Raw genomic sequence first — 16,321 nt, forward strand, 5'->3', positions numbered from 1 at the left:
ACGCCGAAACGTAAAACGGCGGGAACGCTGGCCTGTAGCCAGACGTTCCCGCCGTTTCGTTGTGTGTGGTGGTTACGCGTACTTACGCAGCGCAACGACGGCGTTGTGTCCGCCGAAACCGAACGAGGTTGAAATCGCGAGGCCTCCGACCGGGATGTCGACCTTACGCGGCTCAAGCACCACGTCGAGGTTGATCTCAGGGTCCATTTCGTCAACGTTGATCGTTGGTGGCAGCAGGTTCTGCTGCAGGGCCAGCGCGGTGAACATGGCTTCGATTGCCCCAGCGCCACCGAGCAGGTGACCGGTCGAGGCCTTGGTGGCCGAAACCGGGATCTCCCGGGCACGTTCGCCAAAGAAGTTGGCGAACGCGGTGGCTTCAGCAATGTCGCCGACCGGCGTCGAAGTGGCGTGCGCATTGATGTGCACGACCTCGTCCGGCGTGGCGCCCGCCTGCTGCAGGGCAGCTTCCATGGCGCGGATGGCACCAGCACCGTTGGGGTCAGGCGCGGTGATGTGGTAGGCGTCAGAGGTGACGCCGCCACCGGCAACTTCGGCAATGATCGTGGCGCCGCGGGCCAGCGCGTGTTCTTCGGTCTCCAGCACGAGCGCGGCAGCACCCTCACCGAGTACGAAGCCGTCACGGTTGACGTCGTACGGGCGGGATGCGGTTGCCGGGTCGTCGTTCTTTCGCGAGAGCGCCTGCATGGAAGCGAATGCGGCGATGGGCAGCGGGTGCACGGCGGCTTCTGAGCCACCGGCAATGATCACATCGGCAAGGCCTGCCTGCAGGTGATCGTAAGCGTTGATGATCGACTCGGTACTCGAGGCACAGGCCGACACCGCGGAACGGATTCCGCCGCGGGCTTCCAGATCCATGCCGATTGCTGCGGCAGGGCCGTTTGGCATGAGCATGGGAACGGTAAGGGGGAGGACACGACGCGCGCCGCGGTCACGGAGCGTGTCCCACGCATCCAGCAGCGTCCAAACGCCGCCAATACCGGTAGCCCAGTCGACCATGAGTCGTTCTGGTGCCACGCTACCCACTTCGAGCCCCGCATTTGCGAATGCTTCACGGCCGGCAAGCAGCGCGTACTGGCTGGAGGGGTCAAGTCGCTTTGCCGCGACACGCTCAAGGTGGTCGCTGGCGGGTTCCTTCACCGTGGCGGCGAAGTTGACCGGGATCTCTACGTCGTATTTGCAGATGTCTTCCGGAAGGTCACGTGCACCGGATTCGCCCCGGAGCAATGCTTCCCAGGTTGCGGCAGCATTTGGACCGAGCGGGCTGAATGCGCCAACTCCGGTGATTACGATTTTTTTGGTCATGCGCGTGGCTTCCTAATCAAAACAGGGGTCGTGTGGGCTACGCCGACTTGACGTAGCCCACACGCGATGCGTACTAGGCCTGGGCAGCAGCGATGAAGCTAACTGCGTCCTGAACGGTCTTGAGGTTCTCGACCTCTGAGTCCGGGATCTCTACGTCGAACTTCGATTCTGCGTTAACAACGATGGTCATCATCGAGATCGAGTCGATGTCGAGGTCGTCGGTGAACGACTTGTCGGCGGTTACGGTGTCAGCCGCGATACCGGTTTCTTCATTAACGAGCTCGGCCAGGCCAGCCAGGATTTCTTCGTTGGTGAGTGCCATGATTTCTCCTTATTTTGTGGGGGTCGTAGTGGATGGTCAGGGAGTTTGTGTGTGGTGTTCGGTGTCAACGCTGCCACTAGGGCAGGCGAACAACCTGGGCAGCATATGCCAATCCGGCACCAAAACCGATTTGCAGCGCGTATCCGCCGCGAACCTCAGGGTGCTCTTGCAGCAAGCGATGCGTGGCCAGCGGTACCGAGGCGCCTGAGGTGTTCCCGGTGTCCTGAATGTCGCGGGCAATGATGACCGATTCGGGCACACCGAGCTGCTTTGCGAACTCATCGATGATGCGCATGTTCGCCTGGTGTGGGATGAACGCAGCGAGTTGGTCGGCAGTGATTCCGGCAACTTCAAGGGCTTCGCGGGCGACCTTGGCCATTTCCCATACGGCCCAGCGGAATACCGCCTTGCCGTCCTGACGCAGCGTCGGGAACGGCTCGAGACCGAGACGGTGCTTGTGCAGCTCACCGCTCATCGAGACCGCATCCCATTTGGAACCGTCTGAGCCGATTACCGAGCGCGAGATTCCGGGGGTGTCCGATGGGCCAACCACGGTGGCACCGGCTCCGTCACCGAGTAGGAACGAGATGCTTCGGTCCGTTGGATCGATGAAGTCCGAGAGCTTTTCGGAACCAACTACGAGTACGTACTCGGCGATACCAGCGCGAATCAGCGCATCCGCCTGGGCAATGGCGTAGCAATAGCCAGCGCAACCTGCCGAAATGTCGTACGCGGTTGGATCCTTGATGCCCAGACCATCGGCGATACGCGTTGCCGCGGCTGGCGTCTGCATCATGTTGGTGACGGTGGCGACAATGACCGCACCGATCTGTTCCGGCTGCACACCGGAGGCCTGCAGGGCATCGGCACCGGCAGCAACACCCATGGTGACCACGTTCTGGTCTTCGCCGGCGCGCGCACGCGTGATGATGCCGGTGCGCTGACGAATCCATTCGTCAGACGAGTTGATCGGCTCGGCGATGTCCTCGTTGGTCACGGCATGTTCACCGCGGTAGGCACCGAGGCCGTAGATGCGAGTGAATGCTGGACCGGTCGCGGTGTTAAGCGTTACGGAAGTAGACAACGTGCAGCGCTCCTATTCTGCGATTGCGTCGATGAGGGCATCGATGTCCGCCGGAGCGTTGATGGCGATGCGATCAAATTCGGGAAGGGCACGCTTCGCGAGCCCGGTAAGCGTACCTGCTGGTGTCGCCTCAGCGATCAGTCGGTGGCCGTCGCGTGCGAATGCGTCCATGCAGCGGTTCCAACGCACCGGGCGCGAAACCTGGTCCACGAGCAGCTGGCGGAAAGTTTCGCCCGACTCGACGCGTGTGCCGTCGGCGTTGGTGTAGATGGGCAGCTTGGGGTCGGCAACCGGGAACGAATCGATCTGTTCGTTCAGGGCGTCGTGAGCTGTCTGCATCCAGTGCGTGTGGAACGCACCTGCCACCTTCAGCGGAATCACGCGCGTACCTGGCGCCGGGTTTGCCTTGAGGTCTGCGAGGGCCTCGGGAGTTCCTGCCGCGACGATCTGCCCGGCACCGTTGAAGTTGGCCGGCACAATCTCACGTGCCTCAAGGTAGGCGATCACTTCTTCTTCGACACCGCCAAGAACCGCTGACATCGACGTGGTCACGGCAGCGGCATCGGCAGCCATGAGCTGGGCACGCTGCGCAACGAAGCGCATCGCGGTTTCCGCGTCAAAGATTCCTGCCGCGTATGCCGCGGTGATTTCACCAACAGAGTGGCCGGCAACGGCGAGATTGTCCACCGACATGCCGCGTGCCACGAATGCATCCCAGGTGAGTATTCCGGCGGCCACGATCAGCGGCTGAGCAATTGCCGTGTCACGGATTGTCTCGGCGTCGGATTCGGTGCCGTGGGTGATGAGGTCACAGCCAATGGCGTCAGAAATAGTGGCGAGCTTGGTGCGCGCCGTTTCGTCTTCGAGCCATGGCGCAAGGAACCCGGGTGTTTGCGAGCCCTGTCCGGGGAAGGTGAATACGGTCATAATTTCGCTTCTATGTGCTTCGGTTCTGAGTTATCGATGCCAAATGGGACTGAGTCGAGCGTGCAACATGCTAGTGCCCCCCATTGGCAGGAGTGAGCTATCGTTTCGCCGACTTGCCTGTCGACTTGCCCTCGCCGCCGTGATGCTCTGCGATACGCCCCAAGATGAGCGCGCATTGCAGGATCAGCGACTCGCGCGGCCCGGTTGCATCCCAACCGATGATCTCGGTGATGCGCTTGAGGCGGTAGCGCACCGTGTTGGGATGCACGAACAGTTCGCGTGCGGTGGCTTCGAGCGAGCGGCCATTGTCGAGATAACAGCCCAGCGTGCTGAGCAGCTCGGACTGGTGATCGGCGAGCGGCATGTAGACCCGCTGGATGAGCGCCTGTCGCGCGAGCGGATCACCGGCAAGTGCCCGTTCTGGCAGCAGGTCTTCGGCGAGCGTTGGACGCTCGAGGTTGCGGTAGGCGTGAGCCACCGAGAACGCCGCAAGTGCAGCGCGTGCGCTGCGTGATGCCTCGACCACTGAGGGCACGGTCGGTCCGAGGATGAGCGGACCGGTGCCGAACCCGTGCTCCAAACAACGGGTGATCTCGAGGAACGAGTGCTCGTTGTTTCCCTCGTGTTCTGCATCGACGTTGCGGCCAACAAACAGCACAAGCCGGTTGCCCTGAATACCGACCAACAGATCGGTGTGGTTGTGGCGGGCGATCCGTCGAAGTTGATCAACTTCGAGCACCTTGGGGGTGGTGCCAACGATGACCGCGACTTCGCCGTGGCTTGACCAGCCGAGGGCGGCAACGCGGCTGGGCAGTTCGGCGTCGTGTTCACCGGTGAGGATCGAGTCGACGACCAACGCTTCCAGGCGCGCATCCCACAGCCCCCGAGCTTCGGCAGCACGCGCGTAGACTTCGGCAGCCGCGAAGGCGATGTCGCGCGAATACCGCAATACGCCCTCACGAATCTCGGGGGAGGCACCGGATACGCGCTCCTCGAACACCTCAACAACGACCTGCACCAATTGCAGGGTCTGTTGCAAGCTCACGGAGCGCACGAGTTCACGCGGTGCCGAGTCGAAGACGTCTCGTGCGACCCAAGTGGCCTCGGATCCCTGTTCGAACCAGTCAACGATTGCGGTAATGCCCGATTGCGCGACCATGCCAACGGCCGAGCGACGGCCCGGTGGCATGTCGGCAAACCACGGCAGGGTTTGCTCCATGCGGCGCATGACGGTTGACGAAAGGTCGCCGGTCATGCTCCGGAGCCACGCAACTTCGCGGCTGCGTTCAGCAGAATTCGATGCAGTCATGTCCTAGTGCGCCGCCTACGCGTCGCCACCGGCAGTACCGGAAGTACCGGCAGCTGCGTTGTGGAGGTCGTAGCGATCAATTGCGGTCTGTACCACCGAGCGGTCAACTTCGCCGCGCTTGGCGAGTTCAGCCAGCGTACGAACCACGATCGAGTGCGAGTCGATCTTGAAGTGACGACGGGCAGCCTGACGGGTATCCGAGAAGCCGAAGTCGTCGGCACCGAGGGTGACGTAGTCACCCGGAACGTACGGACGGATCATGTCCTGCAGTGAGTGCGAGAAGTCGCTCACGCCGAGGAACACACCGTTCGAGCCCGACAGCTTGTCGGTGAGGTACGGGATGCGCGGGGTCTCGTTCGGGTGCGTCCAGTTGTACTCTTCGGCCGCGAGACCATCGCGACGAAGTTCGCTCCAGCTGGTAACCGACCAAACGTGGGCGCGCACACCCCACTCTTCGTCGAGAATGCGCTGCGCTTCGATGATCCACGGCACAGCAACACCGGATGCGAGCAGTTGCGCTTCAGGACCGTCGGTGCGGGTCGGGGCTTTCGCGTAGTAGATGCCCTTGACGACACCTTCTACGTCGAGGTTTTCCGGCTCGGCAGGCTGCACCATTGGCTCGTTGTAGATGGTGATGTAGTACATCACGTTCGGGTCTTCGTGTTTGCCGCCGTACATGCGCTCGATACCGGCGCGCATGATGTGGCCGATCTCGTAGACGTAGGCAGGGTCGTAGCAGACCATGGCCGGGTTGGTTGCGGCCAGCACGTGCGAGTGGCCGTCCATGTGCTGGAGGCCCTCACCGGTGAGCGTGGTGCGGCCAGCGGTAGCGCCCATGATGAACCCGCGGGTAAGCGAGTCGGCAGCGGCCCAGAACCCGTCACCGGTGCGCTGGAATCCGAACATCGAGTAGAAGATGTAGATCGGCACCATGACTTCGCCGTGGGTCGAGTACGAGGTACCGACGGCACTCATTGAGGCAACCGCACCGGCTTCGTTGATACCCACGTGCATGAGCTGACCCTGGGCACCCTCACGGTAAGCAAGGAGCTGTTCACGGTCAACCGCCATGTAATTCTGGCCGTGCGGGTTGTAGATCTTTGCGGTCGGGAAGAACGCATCCAGACCGAAGGTACGCGCCTCATCCGGAATGATCGGCACGATGCGACTACCGAACTCACCGTCGCGCATGAGGTCCTTGAGCAGACGGACGAAGCCCATCGTGGTGGCAACCTGCTGCGTACCCGAACCGCGCTTGGCGATCTCGTAGGTCTTGTCCTTCGGCAGGTCAATCTGCGTGTACTTGCTGCGACGCTCAGGTACCGGGCCACCGAGCTCGCGGCGACGCTCGATCATGTACTCGAGCGCCGGGTCGTTCGCCTCGGGGCGGTAGTACGGAATGTTGTAGAGATCGCCCTCGAGCTGCGCATCCGAGATCGGAATCTGCATGCCGTCGCGGAAGTTCTTGAGGTCCTGCAGCGTCAGCTTCTTCATCTGGTGAGTGGCGTTGCGACCTTCAAAGCGGGTGCCGAGGCCGTAGCCCTTAATGGTGTGCGCCAGGATGACCGTTGGCTGTCCCTTGTGCTCCATCGCTGCCTTGTATGCAGCGTAAAGCTTGCGGTAGTCGTGGCCACCGCGCTTGAGTGCCCAAATCTGGTCGTCGGTGTAGTTCTCGACGAGCTTGAGCGCTTCGGGGTCGCGGGCGAAGAAGTTTTCGCGCACGAACTTGCCGGACTCTGCCTTGTAAGTCTGGAAGTCGCCGTCGGGGGTTTCGTTCATCAGGCGGCGCAGCGCGCCGTGTGAGTCGCGGGCGAGCAGGTCGTCCCATTCGCGGCCCCAGATCACCTTGATGACGTGCCAGCCGGCACCGCGGAAGAACGACTCGAGTTCCTGAATGATCTTGCCGTTACCGCGAACCGGGCCGTCGAGGCGCTGCAGGTTGCAATTGACCACGAACGTGAGGTTGTCGAGACCGTACTGTGCCGCAACCTGAAGCTGTCCACGCGACTCGGGCTCATCCATCTCGCCGTCGCCGAGGAACGCCCACACGTGAGAGCCGGAGGCATCCTTGATGCCACGGTTTGTGAGGTACTGGTTGAACTGTGCCTGCCAGATCGCGTTCATAGGGCCAAGGCCCATGGACACGGTGGGGAACTGCCAGAAATCGGGCATAAGACGAGGGTGGGGGTACGAGCTCAAGCCATTCGGCGCCTTCGACGACTCCTGACGGAATGCGTTCAGCTGGTCCTCGGTTACCCGGCCTTCAAGAAATGCACGCGCATAGTTACCGGGGGAGGCGTGGCCCTGGAAGAACACCTGGTCTGGACCCTGCGGGTGGTCGTAGCCCTTGAAGAAGTGGTTGAGACCGACTTCGTACATTGCCGATTGTGCGGCGTACGACGAAATGTGTCCACCAACCGAGATGTCTGGCGACTGCGAGTTGTGCACCGTGACGGCGGCATTCCAGCGAATCCAGCGGCGGTAAGTGCGCTCAAGCTGCTCATCGCCGGGAAACTCAGCCTCGTCTTCGGGCGCGATGGTGTTGATGTAGTCAGTGACCGGGTGCATTGGCACGCCGAGGTGTTTCTGGCGCGAGTGCTCGAGCAGTGAGAGCATGATCTCGCGACCGCGCTGGTGACCGCGCTCGTCAATGACGGCGTCGAGGGACTCGTTCCACTCCGCAGTTTCCTGCGGGTCGGTGTCCACGTACTCTTCCGAATACGGGTCCTGGTGATGTACTGGCACGGCAACCTCTTTCAATGTTTGCATGCGTGGAGCAACTACTGCGGAGCGGCGGATTGGAATCCACTCGAACAGTTTAGCGATACCGCACAACGAATTCGCGAATTTGCATGAGGGTTTATGCAGTCGGAGTAGGTGTTTGCGGCACGGTCAGCACCGGCGGTGGGATTTCACTTCCGCAGCAAGATCCTAGAAATAGCAGGGAAACGAAGCCTGTTCATTTGGGGTGGTGGATGCGGGTTTTCCGTCGCGGATGCGACACGCGAGCTGTCGTGGTTGGGCGTGTTGGGGATGAGTATCGGGCCGGATCGAGCAATCGCTGCCTGTGCGTCACCAAACTTGCCTGGTGGATGTAACCCCAGCGGTGGACAATGGCGCTATGACTGAGCAGCCCGGTACCCAGAACGTTGCGCAACTGATCGTGCGAACGCACCGCGGAGATCAGATCGATGTGCTGGGCGCGGGTGGCGCTCGACTCGTCATGTTTATTCCGGCCGCGTTCACGCCAACCTGCACACAAGAGGTTTGCGATCTTGGCGAGCTTGCCGCGCGCGCTGCGGCATTGCGCGTGCAGATCATGGTGGCGTCCTGTGACGCGCCGGCAACGCTGGCGCGCTGGTTGCAAGATCTCGGTGTGTCGTCGACGGTGCTTGGATTGTCGGATCACTGGCCGCACGGCGCATTGGCGAAGCGACTGGGTGCATTCGATGAGCGTTTCGGACAAGCACTGCGTCACTCCTGGGCGATACGTGCTGACGGTACCCGGATGCGGGTGGCTGCGGTGGCATCTGGCGAGAAGCGCACCATGCGCGACCACCTGCAGGGTGTCTATTGGGCCAGTGAGCAGCAACAAACCTAGGTTTCGACACGCCGAAGGGATGCGGGCGTGTTCCGCATAGTTACGCGGAAGTTGGTGGCATTGATCATTTGGATACGCGCCGATTTGACACGGTCAAAAACGTTCACCTATGCTTAATCAGTCGCAAGGGCCTTTAGCTCAGTTGGTTAGAGCATCTGGTTTACACCCAGAGGGTCGGGGGTTCGAGTCCCTCAGGGCCCACTGATACGGAATTCGGTCCAGCCATTTGGCTGGGCCGAATTGCGTTTCCTGTGGAGTTTGGTGGAGCACGAGAACCCTTTAGTGGGGCCCCGGCCGCGGGAGGCTCGCGGCGCTGCGGGCAGCGTTGCGAGGAGCGGCGGGGGAGTCGAGTCCCTCAGGGCCCACTGATACGACTAGCGGTCCAGCCTTTTGGCTGGGCCGCTAGTCGTTTTCCGTGGAATCTGGCAGAGTCTCGAACCGCCTTGGGTGGGGCCCCGTTGCTGGAGGCTCTGTGCGCCGCTCGCGGTGCGCAGAGATGGCAAATGGGGAGTCGAGTCCCTCAGGGCCCACTGGCCAGGGGCACTACGTGGCGAAGCCTTAGCGAACGAAGTGTCGCCGGGCATCCAATTGCAACTGCTCGACAGTCTCGTATCTCCAGGTGCCCACCGGGTGCGCATTAACCAGTCCAATGGCACAGAACAGCGCGTAGCAGGTGACCGGACCCACGAACGTAAACCCCCACCGTTTGAGCGTCTGCGAGAGCGCAACAGACTCGGGAGACTGCGTCGGGACCGACTGCTCATTTGTAAACCCCGTACGCACCGTCGGGACGTGCTGCCACACCAATTCGTGAAGCGGCACGGCATCGCGAGCAGCGACGCTGGCACGGGCATTCCCGATTGTGGCGAGAATCTTGCGCCGGTTGCGCACGATCGACGCATCGGCCATGCACCGTGCGATGTCGTCTTTGGTGAACTGCGCGACCGCATCCGGATCAAAACCCGCGAACGCGCGTCGGAACGCATCCCGTTTGTGGAGGATCGTGGACCAGCTCAATCCGGATTGGAACGCCTCCAACGTCAACCGTTCAAACACACCACGTTCATCGGTGACCGGCACGCCCCATTCGGTGTCGTAGTAGGCGCGCAGCAGTTCGCTTGCTTCTGCCCAGCGTGGGCGCACCTTGTCACCGACAGGAGTCATTCGGTGTATCCGGAAACCTGCTCGGGAAATACGCAGTGCAGGGGAGCGGTGAGGTGCTTTCGGCCACCGAGTTCAACAATCTCGAGCAGCACAGCGTGGCCAACAACGGTGGCGCCGAGCTTGTTGATGAGCGTTTCACTCGCCGACAGGGTGCCGCCAGTAGCAAGCACATCATCAAGAATGAGTACGCGCGCGCCCGCTGCGATATCGGCCTGCGCCTCGATGGCGGCACTGCCATATTCGAGGGTGTAGCGAACCTTCGCTGCAGGGCGAGGGAGCTTTCCTGCCTTTCGGATCGGCAACATTCCCACACCCGTGTGCGCGGCCACAGCGCCGGCAAGCAAGAATCCGCGGGCTTCAACACCAGCCACGACGTCAAACATGCCCGCAAACGGTTCGATCAGGTGTCGCACAACCGCCTGCAACGCATCACCATTCGCCAGCACTGGCATGACGTCTTGGAAGATGATGCCGGGTTCCGGATAGTCCGGAATCTGGTGAATGAGTGCCTGGGCGTCGCGAATCGAGCACTTAGGCATCGGTGCGGTTTCCGCCCTGGCCAGCATTGAACAGCAACTCGGTCATGCGAACGTGTACCTGTTCGATGCGAGGAATGTCATCGAGGTGCACGGGGTTCTCGGCACTCGTTTCAAGAATGAGCGTGCCGCAACGGAACATCCGGTCGACCAGCGAACGGTCATACGACACGTTCGAGATCCGGCTCAGCGGAATGTCGTGCCCGCGCTTGTTGAAGATGCCCGTGCGGGTAATGATGCGGCGATCGGTGATCGTGTAGGTGTTGGTGAGCCAGTTCAACCAGGGGACAATGACCACGGGGACGAGCAGCACCACGCACAGGCCCCAAACGATGTAGTTACCAATGGGCTGTGCTTCCTTGGGCATGAAGATCGACCCGGCGATCGCTGCTGCAATCAACAGCACGCCGAGCAAGAGCCATCCGAGAATGCGCTTGATGTGCGTGCGAAGGTGGAAAACGATGTGTTCGTCGGCGCCGAGCAGCCGCTTAGGTAGTGCCATAGGCCTAACCCTAGCGTGCAGCAGTTACGCTGACGTCATGACGACCCTGCGCGAATTGCAACAGACGTTCCAAGAGTTCTATCCAGAACAAGACGCCGAATCCTGGGACTCCGTCGGCCTTACTGCCGGCGATCCGAACGCCGAAGTCACGCGAGTGCTGCTGGCCGTGGATGCGGTGGCCGAGACCGTTGCCGAAGCCGTCGATTCTGGTGCGCAACTGCTGTTCACGCACCATCCACTCTTGCTTCGCGGCGTGACCACAATTGCTGAGGACACGTATAAGGGTGCGCTGCTGGCGCGGTTGATTCGTGGCGGATGCGCGCTGTTCAGCGCACACACGAACGCGGATGTCGTTGAGACGGGACCGACCGGCGTCATCTTTGATCGCCTCGGGATTCCGCAAGGGCCTAGCAACCGCACACCGATCAAGCCCACGGCACCGGACTCACCGCGCGGTATCGGGCTGGTGGGGGATCTTCCCGAGCCCGTATCGCTCGCCGATTTCGCGGCTCACGTGGCCGAAGTGTTTCCGGCAACTGCCGGTGGCGTCCGGGTAGCGGGGGATGCACAGCGGCAGGTGCAACGCATCGCTTGCTGTTCGGGCGCGGGGGACAGCCTGCTATCGCATCCGCTGGTACGCAGCGCCGATGTGTACCTGACGAGCGATCTGCGCCATCACCCCGCGTCGGAGTCGCTCGAACACACCGCGCTTGGCGAAGGACCAGCGCTCGTTGACACCGCGCACTACGCGAGTGAGTGGCTGTGGCTGGATGGGCTGGCCGCACGTTTGCGGGAACGTCACCCGGACCTTACGGTCACGGTTTCGCACCGCAACACTGACCCGTGGTCGTTTGTCATCGGCGCCCAATCGCTCTAGGCCGATGGATTCATGGGCAGCCGCCGTCCGGTGTGTTTCGAGCCGGTGCCGTCCGTGTCAGCGGAAACAACTAGGGTTAGCACTATGAAGGCTCACCCGAACGAGCAGCTCAAGCTGCTAGAACTTGCCCGAATCGACGCTGGCTTTGCGCGCCTGCAGCACCTCGCATCCAACCTGCCAGAACAGCAACACTTGGTGTCGATCGAGCAGGATCGTCGATCGCGTCGCGCGGCGGCAGCATCAGCTCTGGGTGAGCTCGAGGATCTGCAGACGCAATTAGCACGCGTGCAGGACGACATCGTCAAGGCTGGTCAACGCCGGGCACACGATGAGGCCACCATGCTGGCATCGAGCGATACGAAGGTGATCGCTGGGTTGCAGCGCGAGATTGACTCGCTTGAACGTCGCGAAGCTCGTCTGCGAGACGACGCCGATGCACTGACCGCAGCCGTGGCAGACGCGACCACCAGCTACGAGACTGCTCGCGACACAATGCGAGAACTCGAAGATCTCGCATCCGATTTGCTTGAGCGCCGAGAACTGGCGAAACGCAACCTGCAAATTGAAGCGAAGACGCTTCGCGATGACCGGAAAGCGCTCGTGTCGGGTATCGATGCTGAGCTGTTAAAGCTCTACGATGACCGCCGCAAGCGCACCGGTATCGGCGCGGCCGAGCTTGTGGGCAATGTTTCCTCGGCATCAAACGAGGTCATCGAAACGGCCGATATGGTGCGGATGCGGTCGCTCGCGGCTGACGATGTGACGTTCTGTCCGCACACCGGCACCGTGCTCATCCGTACCGACCGGTCTGACGTATGAGCCGCAAATTCATCCTTGAAGCAGACGGCGGCTCGCGGGGTAATCCCGGACCTGCCGGATCCGGCACCGTGATCATCGATGGCGAAAGCGGGGAAGTGCTCGAAACGATCTCCCGCTCGCTCGGCACCTGCACCAACAACGTGGCCGAATACACCGGACTCGTACTCGGTCTCGAACGCATCCTGAAGTACTACCCGGATGCTGAAATCGACGTTCGCATGGACTCCAAGCTTGTCGTCGAGCAAATGTCGGGTCGTTGGAAGATCAAGCACCCCGACATGAAGGTGCTTGCGGCACGTGCTCGTGAAGTGTCGGCAACAGCTACGTCGGTGACCTATACCTGGGTACCGCGTGCCGAGAACAAGCGGGCGGATGCGGCTGCGAACGCTGCCATGGACGACCCGGCAGCACACGCCGGGCCAAATCCGCTCACGGATGCGGGCGCGGCACTGTTCGACTAGGTCGACGTCAAGTAAACTTGGCCGAATGAGTGGGCCAGCCAGATGGTCGCGGATCGCTTGTCGATTCGAGGAAAGTCCGGGCTCCACAGAGCAGGACGGTGGGTAACGCCCACCCGGGGTAACCCGCGAGACAGTGCCACAGAAAGCAAACCGCCCGCAAGGGTAAGGGTGAAAGGGTGGGGTAAGAGCCCACCGGGGTCGCGGTGACGCGACTCGCACGGTAAACCTCGTCCGGAGCAAGGCCAACAGGAAATGTCGACGCTGCTCGCCGAGTTTCCGGGTGTGCTGCTAGAGCGATGCGGCAACGTATCGTCCAGATAGATGGTCATCCCAAACCCAGTGTTTGGACAGAACCCGGCTTATCGGCTGGCCCACTCAATCACTTGCTACAAGCAGTTGGCCGTCAAAGTCCGACGACGCTTTGCGCCGATGCGCCCGGCATCGGCAGGCCCACATTCAGCCGCCCGGTTTCGGGCGATGCCGCTGCTAGTCCCAGCCTTCAGCACCGAGCAGCGCTGCGCCAATGATTCCGGCGTTGTTGGTGAGTCCCGCAACTTCGATCGGTGTCTGGCAGTCGATGTACGGCAGAAATGTTTCGGGGCGTTTAGAGACGCCACCCGAGACGATGAACGCATCCGGGCAGATCAACTGCTCAAGCTTCTGGAAGTACGGCGTAAGACGCGTTTGGGCCCAAGCCTTAAAGCTCAAGCCCGAAACTTCGCGCCCGCGGGCTGAACCAACTCGTTCAAAGTCGGGATGCCCGTCAAGCTCCAAGTGGCCAAGCTCGGTGTTTGGGAACAGCTTGCCGTTGTAGATCAGCGCCGAGCCAATACCGGTACCGAGCGTGATCACCAAGATGCTGCCGGAGGTGTCTCGTGCCGCACCGAAGCGCACCTCACCGTACCCAGCCGCATCCGCATCATTCACCAACGAAACCCGTTGTCCAAGTGCCTCTGAGAAGCCGGTTGCAGCCTCGTACCCAACCCACTCGGGCGCAATGTTCGCCGCGGTGCAGGAACGGCCGTGACGGATCACTGAGGGCATGCAGATACCCACCGGCAGGTAGCGCGGTAGATCAAGCGCCTGTGAACAGATCGACGTACGAAGCGTAGCAACCGCATCGAGTACCTCGGTGATCGAAGCGCCCTCGGGTGTCTTGACCTTGCAGCGCTCACCAACCAGCGTGCCGTCGGCCACGTTCACGACGGCGCCCTTAATGCCGGTGCCGCCAATATCGATCCCGATTGCGTAACGCGTAGCTTCAGCAGTCATGTGGCTTAGCGTAGGTGCTCTCAGGCGCGGCAAGCTGCAAGACTGGCAATAGTTCGGCCAGCAGATTCTCCCCCGTGCAGGCCCGACGCTAGTCGAGTTGCGACGGCGGCAACGTCAGGATTTCCGCACCGTTCTCGGTGATGAGAATGGTGTGCTCGTACTGCGCGCACCACGAACCATCGCGGGTGACCACGGTCCAGTCGTCATCCCACTGCTCCCAGTCTTGGGATCCGGTTACGAGCATGGGCTCGACCGTAAAGATCATGCCTGGTTCAATGACATCGCGGAACTGATCGCTATCGTGGTGCGGCACGATCAGACCCGAGTGGAAAGCTCGGCCGACACCGTGACCGGTGTAGTCGCGTACGGATTCGTAGTTGAAACGGCCGGCGTACTTTTCAATCACGCGGCCGATTACGTTTACTTCGCGACCGGGCTTTGCGGCCTTGATTCCGCGCATCATGGCTTCGTGCGCACGTTCAACCAGCAAGCGTGCGTCTTCGTCAACGTCACCGACGAGATACATGCGGTTGGTGTCACCGTGCATGCCATTGAGGTAGGCCGTGACATCGATGTTGAGAATGTCGCCGTCTTGCAGCACGGTGTCGTCAGGAATGCCGTGGCAGATGACCTCGTTGAGCGAGGTGCAGCAGGACTTTGGGTAGCCGCGGTAGCCGAGGGTTGACGGATAGGCGTCGTGTGCCACGAGGAACTCGTGCGCAATACGGTCGAGCTCTTCGGTGGTCACTCCCGGTACGACGAACTGTTCGAGGTGCTCGAGCGTTGCCGCGGCCAATCGCGAAGCCGCGCGCACGCGGTCGATTTCCTCGGCGGTGTAAAAGTCACCGGTGCCGTCTGGCTCGTTTGGTGTTGCCTTGCCAACGTATTCGGGGCGCGGGATGTGGTTAGGTACGCTCCGCATCGGCGTGACGGTTCCTGGGGTCAATCGAGCTGTTTCAGAATTTCGCGGCATACCCTCGATCATATGGCTACCGAAAACAACGCATCGAACCCGACCCCTGAGTTCTTCTTCAACAGCCGCACCGGCGAAGTTGAACAGGGCAAGCTCTCACCCGCACACGAACGCATCGGTCCGTTTGCGACGGCCGAAGAAGCCGCGCACGCTAACGAAAAGCTTGCGGCAAATGCGCAAGCTTGGGCCGAGGAAGACGCCCGCGAAGCTGCAGAAGACGATGCCTAGCGGCTAAAGCTCTCAGACTCGGACGGGAAATGGCCTCGGCGAACGTCGTCGGCGTACTTGGCAGCTGCATCAAGGAGTTGCTCGCCGAGATTCGCGTACTGACGCACGAATGACGGTACGCGGCCTCGGTTCCAGCCGAACGCATCCTGCCAAACGAGAATTTGACCATCGCATCCGGCACCGCCGCCGATACCGATGGTTGGGATGCGTAGTGCTGCGGTGAGTTCGCTGGCGACATCTGCCGGGACCATCTCGATGACCACGGCGAAAGCCCCCGCGGCCTCTACAGCGCGCGCGTCGTCGAGAAGGGCGGCATCTTGGCCGCGGCGACCCTGCACCACGTGGCCGCCAAGACCGTGCTCGGCCTGTGGGGTGTAGCCGATGTGGGCAACTACCGGGATACCGGCATCGGTGATGGCACGGATGCGCTCGGCCATGCGGGTGCCGCCCTCGAGTTTGACCGCGTGCGCGCCGCCCTCTTTCATGAGCCGAACCGCGCTGGCAACCGCGGTCGCGTTATCAGCCTCATAACTGCCGAAGGGGAGATCGGCCACAACAAGTGCCGTCTGCACGGTACTGCTAACCGCGCGGGTGAGCATGATCATCTGATCGAGCGTGATCGACAGGGTCGTCGGCTGCCCCAAGACCACGTTTGCCGCGGAATCTCCGACCAAGAGCACATCGATGCCGGCCTCGTCGAAGATCGCTGCAGTTGGGGCGTCGTAGGCCGTAAGCGCAACGATCTTGGTGCCCTGTGCTTTCGCTTGAGCCAGCGAGCGGGTGCGAACGCGTTTGCGCGGGGGAGTATCAACCATGCTTCGAGTCTACGAGTGGATGTGCATTCGCGTCGCCGAACTGACGAACCGTGACGCTGGCGATTGATCCGAGCCCGACAGCTCGAACGACCGGCATTTGTCGATATG

At 61.5% G+C, this 16,321-nt stretch carries 17 protein-coding genes, 1 tRNA gene and 1 other RNA gene; 7 read left to right on the top strand and 12 right to left on the bottom strand.

What is annotated here, in order from left to right; translation table 11 throughout:
* Nucleotides 1-72: 72 nt before the first annotated feature.
* The 6 genes from ZBI01S_RS00620 to aceE form a co-directional block, all read right to left on the bottom strand.
* On the bottom strand, nt 73-1,323 hold the full coding sequence (locus ZBI01S_RS00620) for a beta-ketoacyl-[acyl-carrier-protein] synthase family protein (RefSeq protein ID WP_066054855.1): 1,251 nt from the start codon (nt 1,321-1,323) through the stop codon (nt 73-75).
* A 73-nt stretch (nt 1,324-1,396) separates the two neighbouring features.
* A complete protein-coding gene (locus ZBI01S_RS00625; RefSeq protein ID WP_066054858.1) occupies nt 1,397-1,645 on the bottom strand; it encodes an acyl carrier protein in 249 nt (82 codons plus the stop codon).
* 76 nt (nt 1,646-1,721) lie between these two features.
* On the bottom strand, nt 1,722-2,729 hold the full coding sequence (locus tag ZBI01S_RS00630; protein WP_066054861.1) for a beta-ketoacyl-ACP synthase III: 1,008 nt from the start codon (nt 2,727-2,729) through the stop codon (nt 1,722-1,724).
* 12 nt (nt 2,730-2,741) lie between these two features.
* Complete coding sequence (locus tag ZBI01S_RS00635; protein ID WP_066054864.1) at nt 2,742-3,656, bottom strand: ACP S-malonyltransferase; 915 nt, start codon at nt 3,654-3,656, stop codon at nt 2,742-2,744.
* A gap of 97 nt (nt 3,657-3,753) precedes the next feature.
* Nucleotides 3,754-4,965: a PucR family transcriptional regulator gene (locus ZBI01S_RS00640; RefSeq protein WP_066054867.1), complete on the bottom strand. Its 1,212-nt coding sequence runs from the start codon at nt 4,963-4,965 to the stop codon at nt 3,754-3,756.
* Between the two features lie 15 nt (nt 4,966-4,980).
* Entirely contained in the window at nt 4,981-7,710 is a 2,730-nt protein-coding gene (gene aceE / locus ZBI01S_RS00645) for a pyruvate dehydrogenase (acetyl-transferring), homodimeric type (RefSeq protein WP_066055588.1), read from the bottom strand.
* 376 nt (nt 7,711-8,086) lie between these two features.
* On the opposite strand from aceE, the gene ZBI01S_RS00650 reads away from it, so the two are divergent.
* Together ZBI01S_RS00650 and ZBI01S_RS00655 are read left to right on the top strand one after the other, a co-directional pair.
* Nucleotides 8,087-8,566, top strand: a complete 480-nt coding sequence (locus tag ZBI01S_RS00650; RefSeq protein WP_066054870.1) for a redoxin domain-containing protein — start codon at nt 8,087-8,089, stop codon at nt 8,564-8,566.
* A 127-nt stretch (nt 8,567-8,693) separates the two neighbouring features.
* A tRNA-Val gene (locus ZBI01S_RS00655) sits at nt 8,694-8,767 on the top strand.
* Between the two features lie 357 nt (nt 8,768-9,124).
* Here the strand turns inward: ZBI01S_RS00655 and ZBI01S_RS00660 are convergent.
* The 3 genes from ZBI01S_RS00660 to ZBI01S_RS00670 are packed head-to-tail and all read right to left on the bottom strand — an operon-like array spanning nt 9,125 to nt 10,768.
* Entirely contained in the window at nt 9,125-9,730 is a 606-nt protein-coding gene (locus tag ZBI01S_RS00660; protein WP_066054873.1) for a DNA-3-methyladenine glycosylase I, read from the bottom strand.
* Nucleotides 9,727-10,269 (bottom strand): adenine phosphoribosyltransferase, encoded by a 543-nt coding sequence (locus ZBI01S_RS00665; protein ID WP_066054876.1) that lies wholly within the window; start codon nt 10,267-10,269, stop codon nt 9,727-9,729. The genes ZBI01S_RS00660 and ZBI01S_RS00665 overlap by 4 nt, the downstream gene beginning before the upstream one ends.
* A complete protein-coding gene (locus tag ZBI01S_RS00670; protein ID WP_066054879.1) occupies nt 10,262-10,768 on the bottom strand; it encodes a PH domain-containing protein in 507 nt (168 codons plus the stop codon). Before ZBI01S_RS00670 ends, ZBI01S_RS00665 begins: the two co-directional genes overlap by 8 nt.
* 37 nt (nt 10,769-10,805) lie before the next feature.
* Here ZBI01S_RS00670 and ZBI01S_RS00675 point away from each other — a divergent pair, with 37 nt between their 5' ends.
* The 4 genes from ZBI01S_RS00675 (at nt 10,806) to rnpB (ending at nt 13,303) form a co-directional block, all read left to right on the top strand.
* Complete coding sequence (locus ZBI01S_RS00675) at nt 10,806-11,645, top strand: Nif3-like dinuclear metal center hexameric protein (RefSeq protein ID WP_066054882.1); 840 nt, start codon at nt 10,806-10,808, stop codon at nt 11,643-11,645.
* Between the two features lie 84 nt (nt 11,646-11,729).
* Nucleotides 11,730-12,464 carry a zinc ribbon domain-containing protein gene (locus tag ZBI01S_RS00680; RefSeq protein ID WP_066054885.1) on the top strand — a complete coding sequence of 245 codons (735 nt, stop codon included), beginning with the start codon at nt 11,730-11,732 and terminating at the stop codon, nt 12,462-12,464.
* Nucleotides 12,461-12,925: a reverse transcriptase-like protein gene (locus ZBI01S_RS00685; protein ID WP_066054888.1), complete on the top strand. Its 465-nt coding sequence runs from the start codon at nt 12,461-12,463 to the stop codon at nt 12,923-12,925. Before ZBI01S_RS00680 ends, ZBI01S_RS00685 begins: the two co-directional genes overlap by 4 nt.
* Nucleotides 12,926-12,955: 30 nt before the next feature.
* Nucleotides 12,956-13,303, top strand: an RNA gene (gene rnpB, locus ZBI01S_RS00690) — RNase P RNA component class A.
* A 108-nt stretch (nt 13,304-13,411) separates the two neighbouring features.
* Here rnpB and ppgK read toward each other — a convergent pair.
* Both ppgK and map read right to left on the bottom strand, forming a co-directional pair.
* Nucleotides 13,412-14,197, bottom strand: a complete 786-nt coding sequence (gene ppgK / locus ZBI01S_RS00695; RefSeq protein WP_066054893.1) for a polyphosphate--glucose phosphotransferase — start codon at nt 14,195-14,197, stop codon at nt 13,412-13,414.
* 88 nt (nt 14,198-14,285) lie between these two features.
* The gene (gene map / locus ZBI01S_RS00700) at nt 14,286-15,170 is read right to left on the bottom strand and encodes a type I methionyl aminopeptidase (RefSeq protein WP_066055590.1); all 885 of its coding nucleotides are present in this window, start codon (nt 15,168-15,170) and stop codon (nt 14,286-14,288) included.
* A 12-nt stretch (nt 15,171-15,182) separates the two neighbouring features.
* On the opposite strand from map, the gene ZBI01S_RS00705 reads away from it, so the two are divergent.
* Nucleotides 15,183-15,398: a hypothetical protein gene (locus tag ZBI01S_RS00705; RefSeq protein ID WP_066054896.1), complete on the top strand. Its 216-nt coding sequence runs from the start codon at nt 15,183-15,185 to the stop codon at nt 15,396-15,398.
* On the opposite strand, the gene panB is transcribed toward ZBI01S_RS00705, so the two are convergent.
* On the bottom strand, nt 15,395-16,213 hold the full coding sequence (gene panB / locus ZBI01S_RS00710) for a 3-methyl-2-oxobutanoate hydroxymethyltransferase (protein ID WP_066054898.1): 819 nt from the start codon (nt 16,211-16,213) through the stop codon (nt 15,395-15,397). The genes ZBI01S_RS00705 and panB overlap by 4 nt on opposite strands.
* Nucleotides 16,214-16,321 lie beyond the last annotated feature (108 nt).

This window comes from [Zimmermannella] bifida NBRC 103089, from assembly GCF_001570925.1.
Lineage (GTDB): Bacteria > Actinomycetota > Actinomycetes > Actinomycetales > Microbacteriaceae > Gulosibacter > Gulosibacter bifidus.

Bases quoted from the DNA above. Each gene is read 5' to 3' on its own strand.
- ZBI01S_RS00640 (WP_066054867.1), bottom strand. From the start codon at position 4,965: ATGACTGCATCGAATTCTGCTGAACGCAGCCGCGAAGTTGCGTGGCTC.
- ppgK (WP_066054893.1), bottom strand. From the start codon at position 14,197: ATGACTGCTGAAGCTACGCGTTACGCAATCGGGATCGATATTGGCGGC.
- ZBI01S_RS00650 (WP_066054870.1), top strand. From the start codon at position 8,087: ATGACTGAGCAGCCCGGTACCCAGAACGTTGCGCAACTGATCGTGCGA.
- ZBI01S_RS00625 (WP_066054858.1), bottom strand. From the start codon at position 1,645: ATGGCACTCACCAACGAAGAAATCCTGGCTGGCCTGGCCGAGCTCGTT.
- map (WP_066055590.1), bottom strand. From the start codon at position 15,170: ATGCCGCGAAATTCTGAAACAGCTCGATTGACCCCAGGAACCGTCACG.
- ZBI01S_RS00675 (WP_066054882.1), top strand. From the start codon at position 10,806: ATGACGACCCTGCGCGAATTGCAACAGACGTTCCAAGAGTTCTATCCA.
- ZBI01S_RS00680 (WP_066054885.1), top strand. From the start codon at position 11,730: ATGAAGGCTCACCCGAACGAGCAGCTCAAGCTGCTAGAACTTGCCCGA.
- ZBI01S_RS00665 (WP_066054876.1), bottom strand. From the start codon at position 10,269: ATGCCTAAGTGCTCGATTCGCGACGCCCAGGCACTCATTCACCAGATT.
- ZBI01S_RS00670 (WP_066054879.1), bottom strand. From the start codon at position 10,768: ATGGCACTACCTAAGCGGCTGCTCGGCGCCGACGAACACATCGTTTTC.
- ZBI01S_RS00660 (WP_066054873.1), bottom strand. From the start codon at position 9,730: ATGACTCCTGTCGGTGACAAGGTGCGCCCACGCTGGGCAGAAGCAAGC.
- panB (WP_066054898.1), bottom strand. From the start codon at position 16,213: ATGGTTGATACTCCCCCGCGCAAACGCGTTCGCACCCGCTCGCTGGCT.
- ZBI01S_RS00685 (WP_066054888.1), top strand. From the start codon at position 12,461: ATGAGCCGCAAATTCATCCTTGAAGCAGACGGCGGCTCGCGGGGTAAT.
- ZBI01S_RS00635 (WP_066054864.1), bottom strand. From the start codon at position 3,656: ATGACCGTATTCACCTTCCCCGGACAGGGCTCGCAAACACCCGGGTTC.
- ZBI01S_RS00620 (WP_066054855.1), bottom strand. From the start codon at position 1,323: ATGACCAAAAAAATCGTAATCACCGGAGTTGGCGCATTCAGCCCGCTC.
- ZBI01S_RS00705 (WP_066054896.1), top strand. From the start codon at position 15,183: ATGGCTACCGAAAACAACGCATCGAACCCGACCCCTGAGTTCTTCTTC.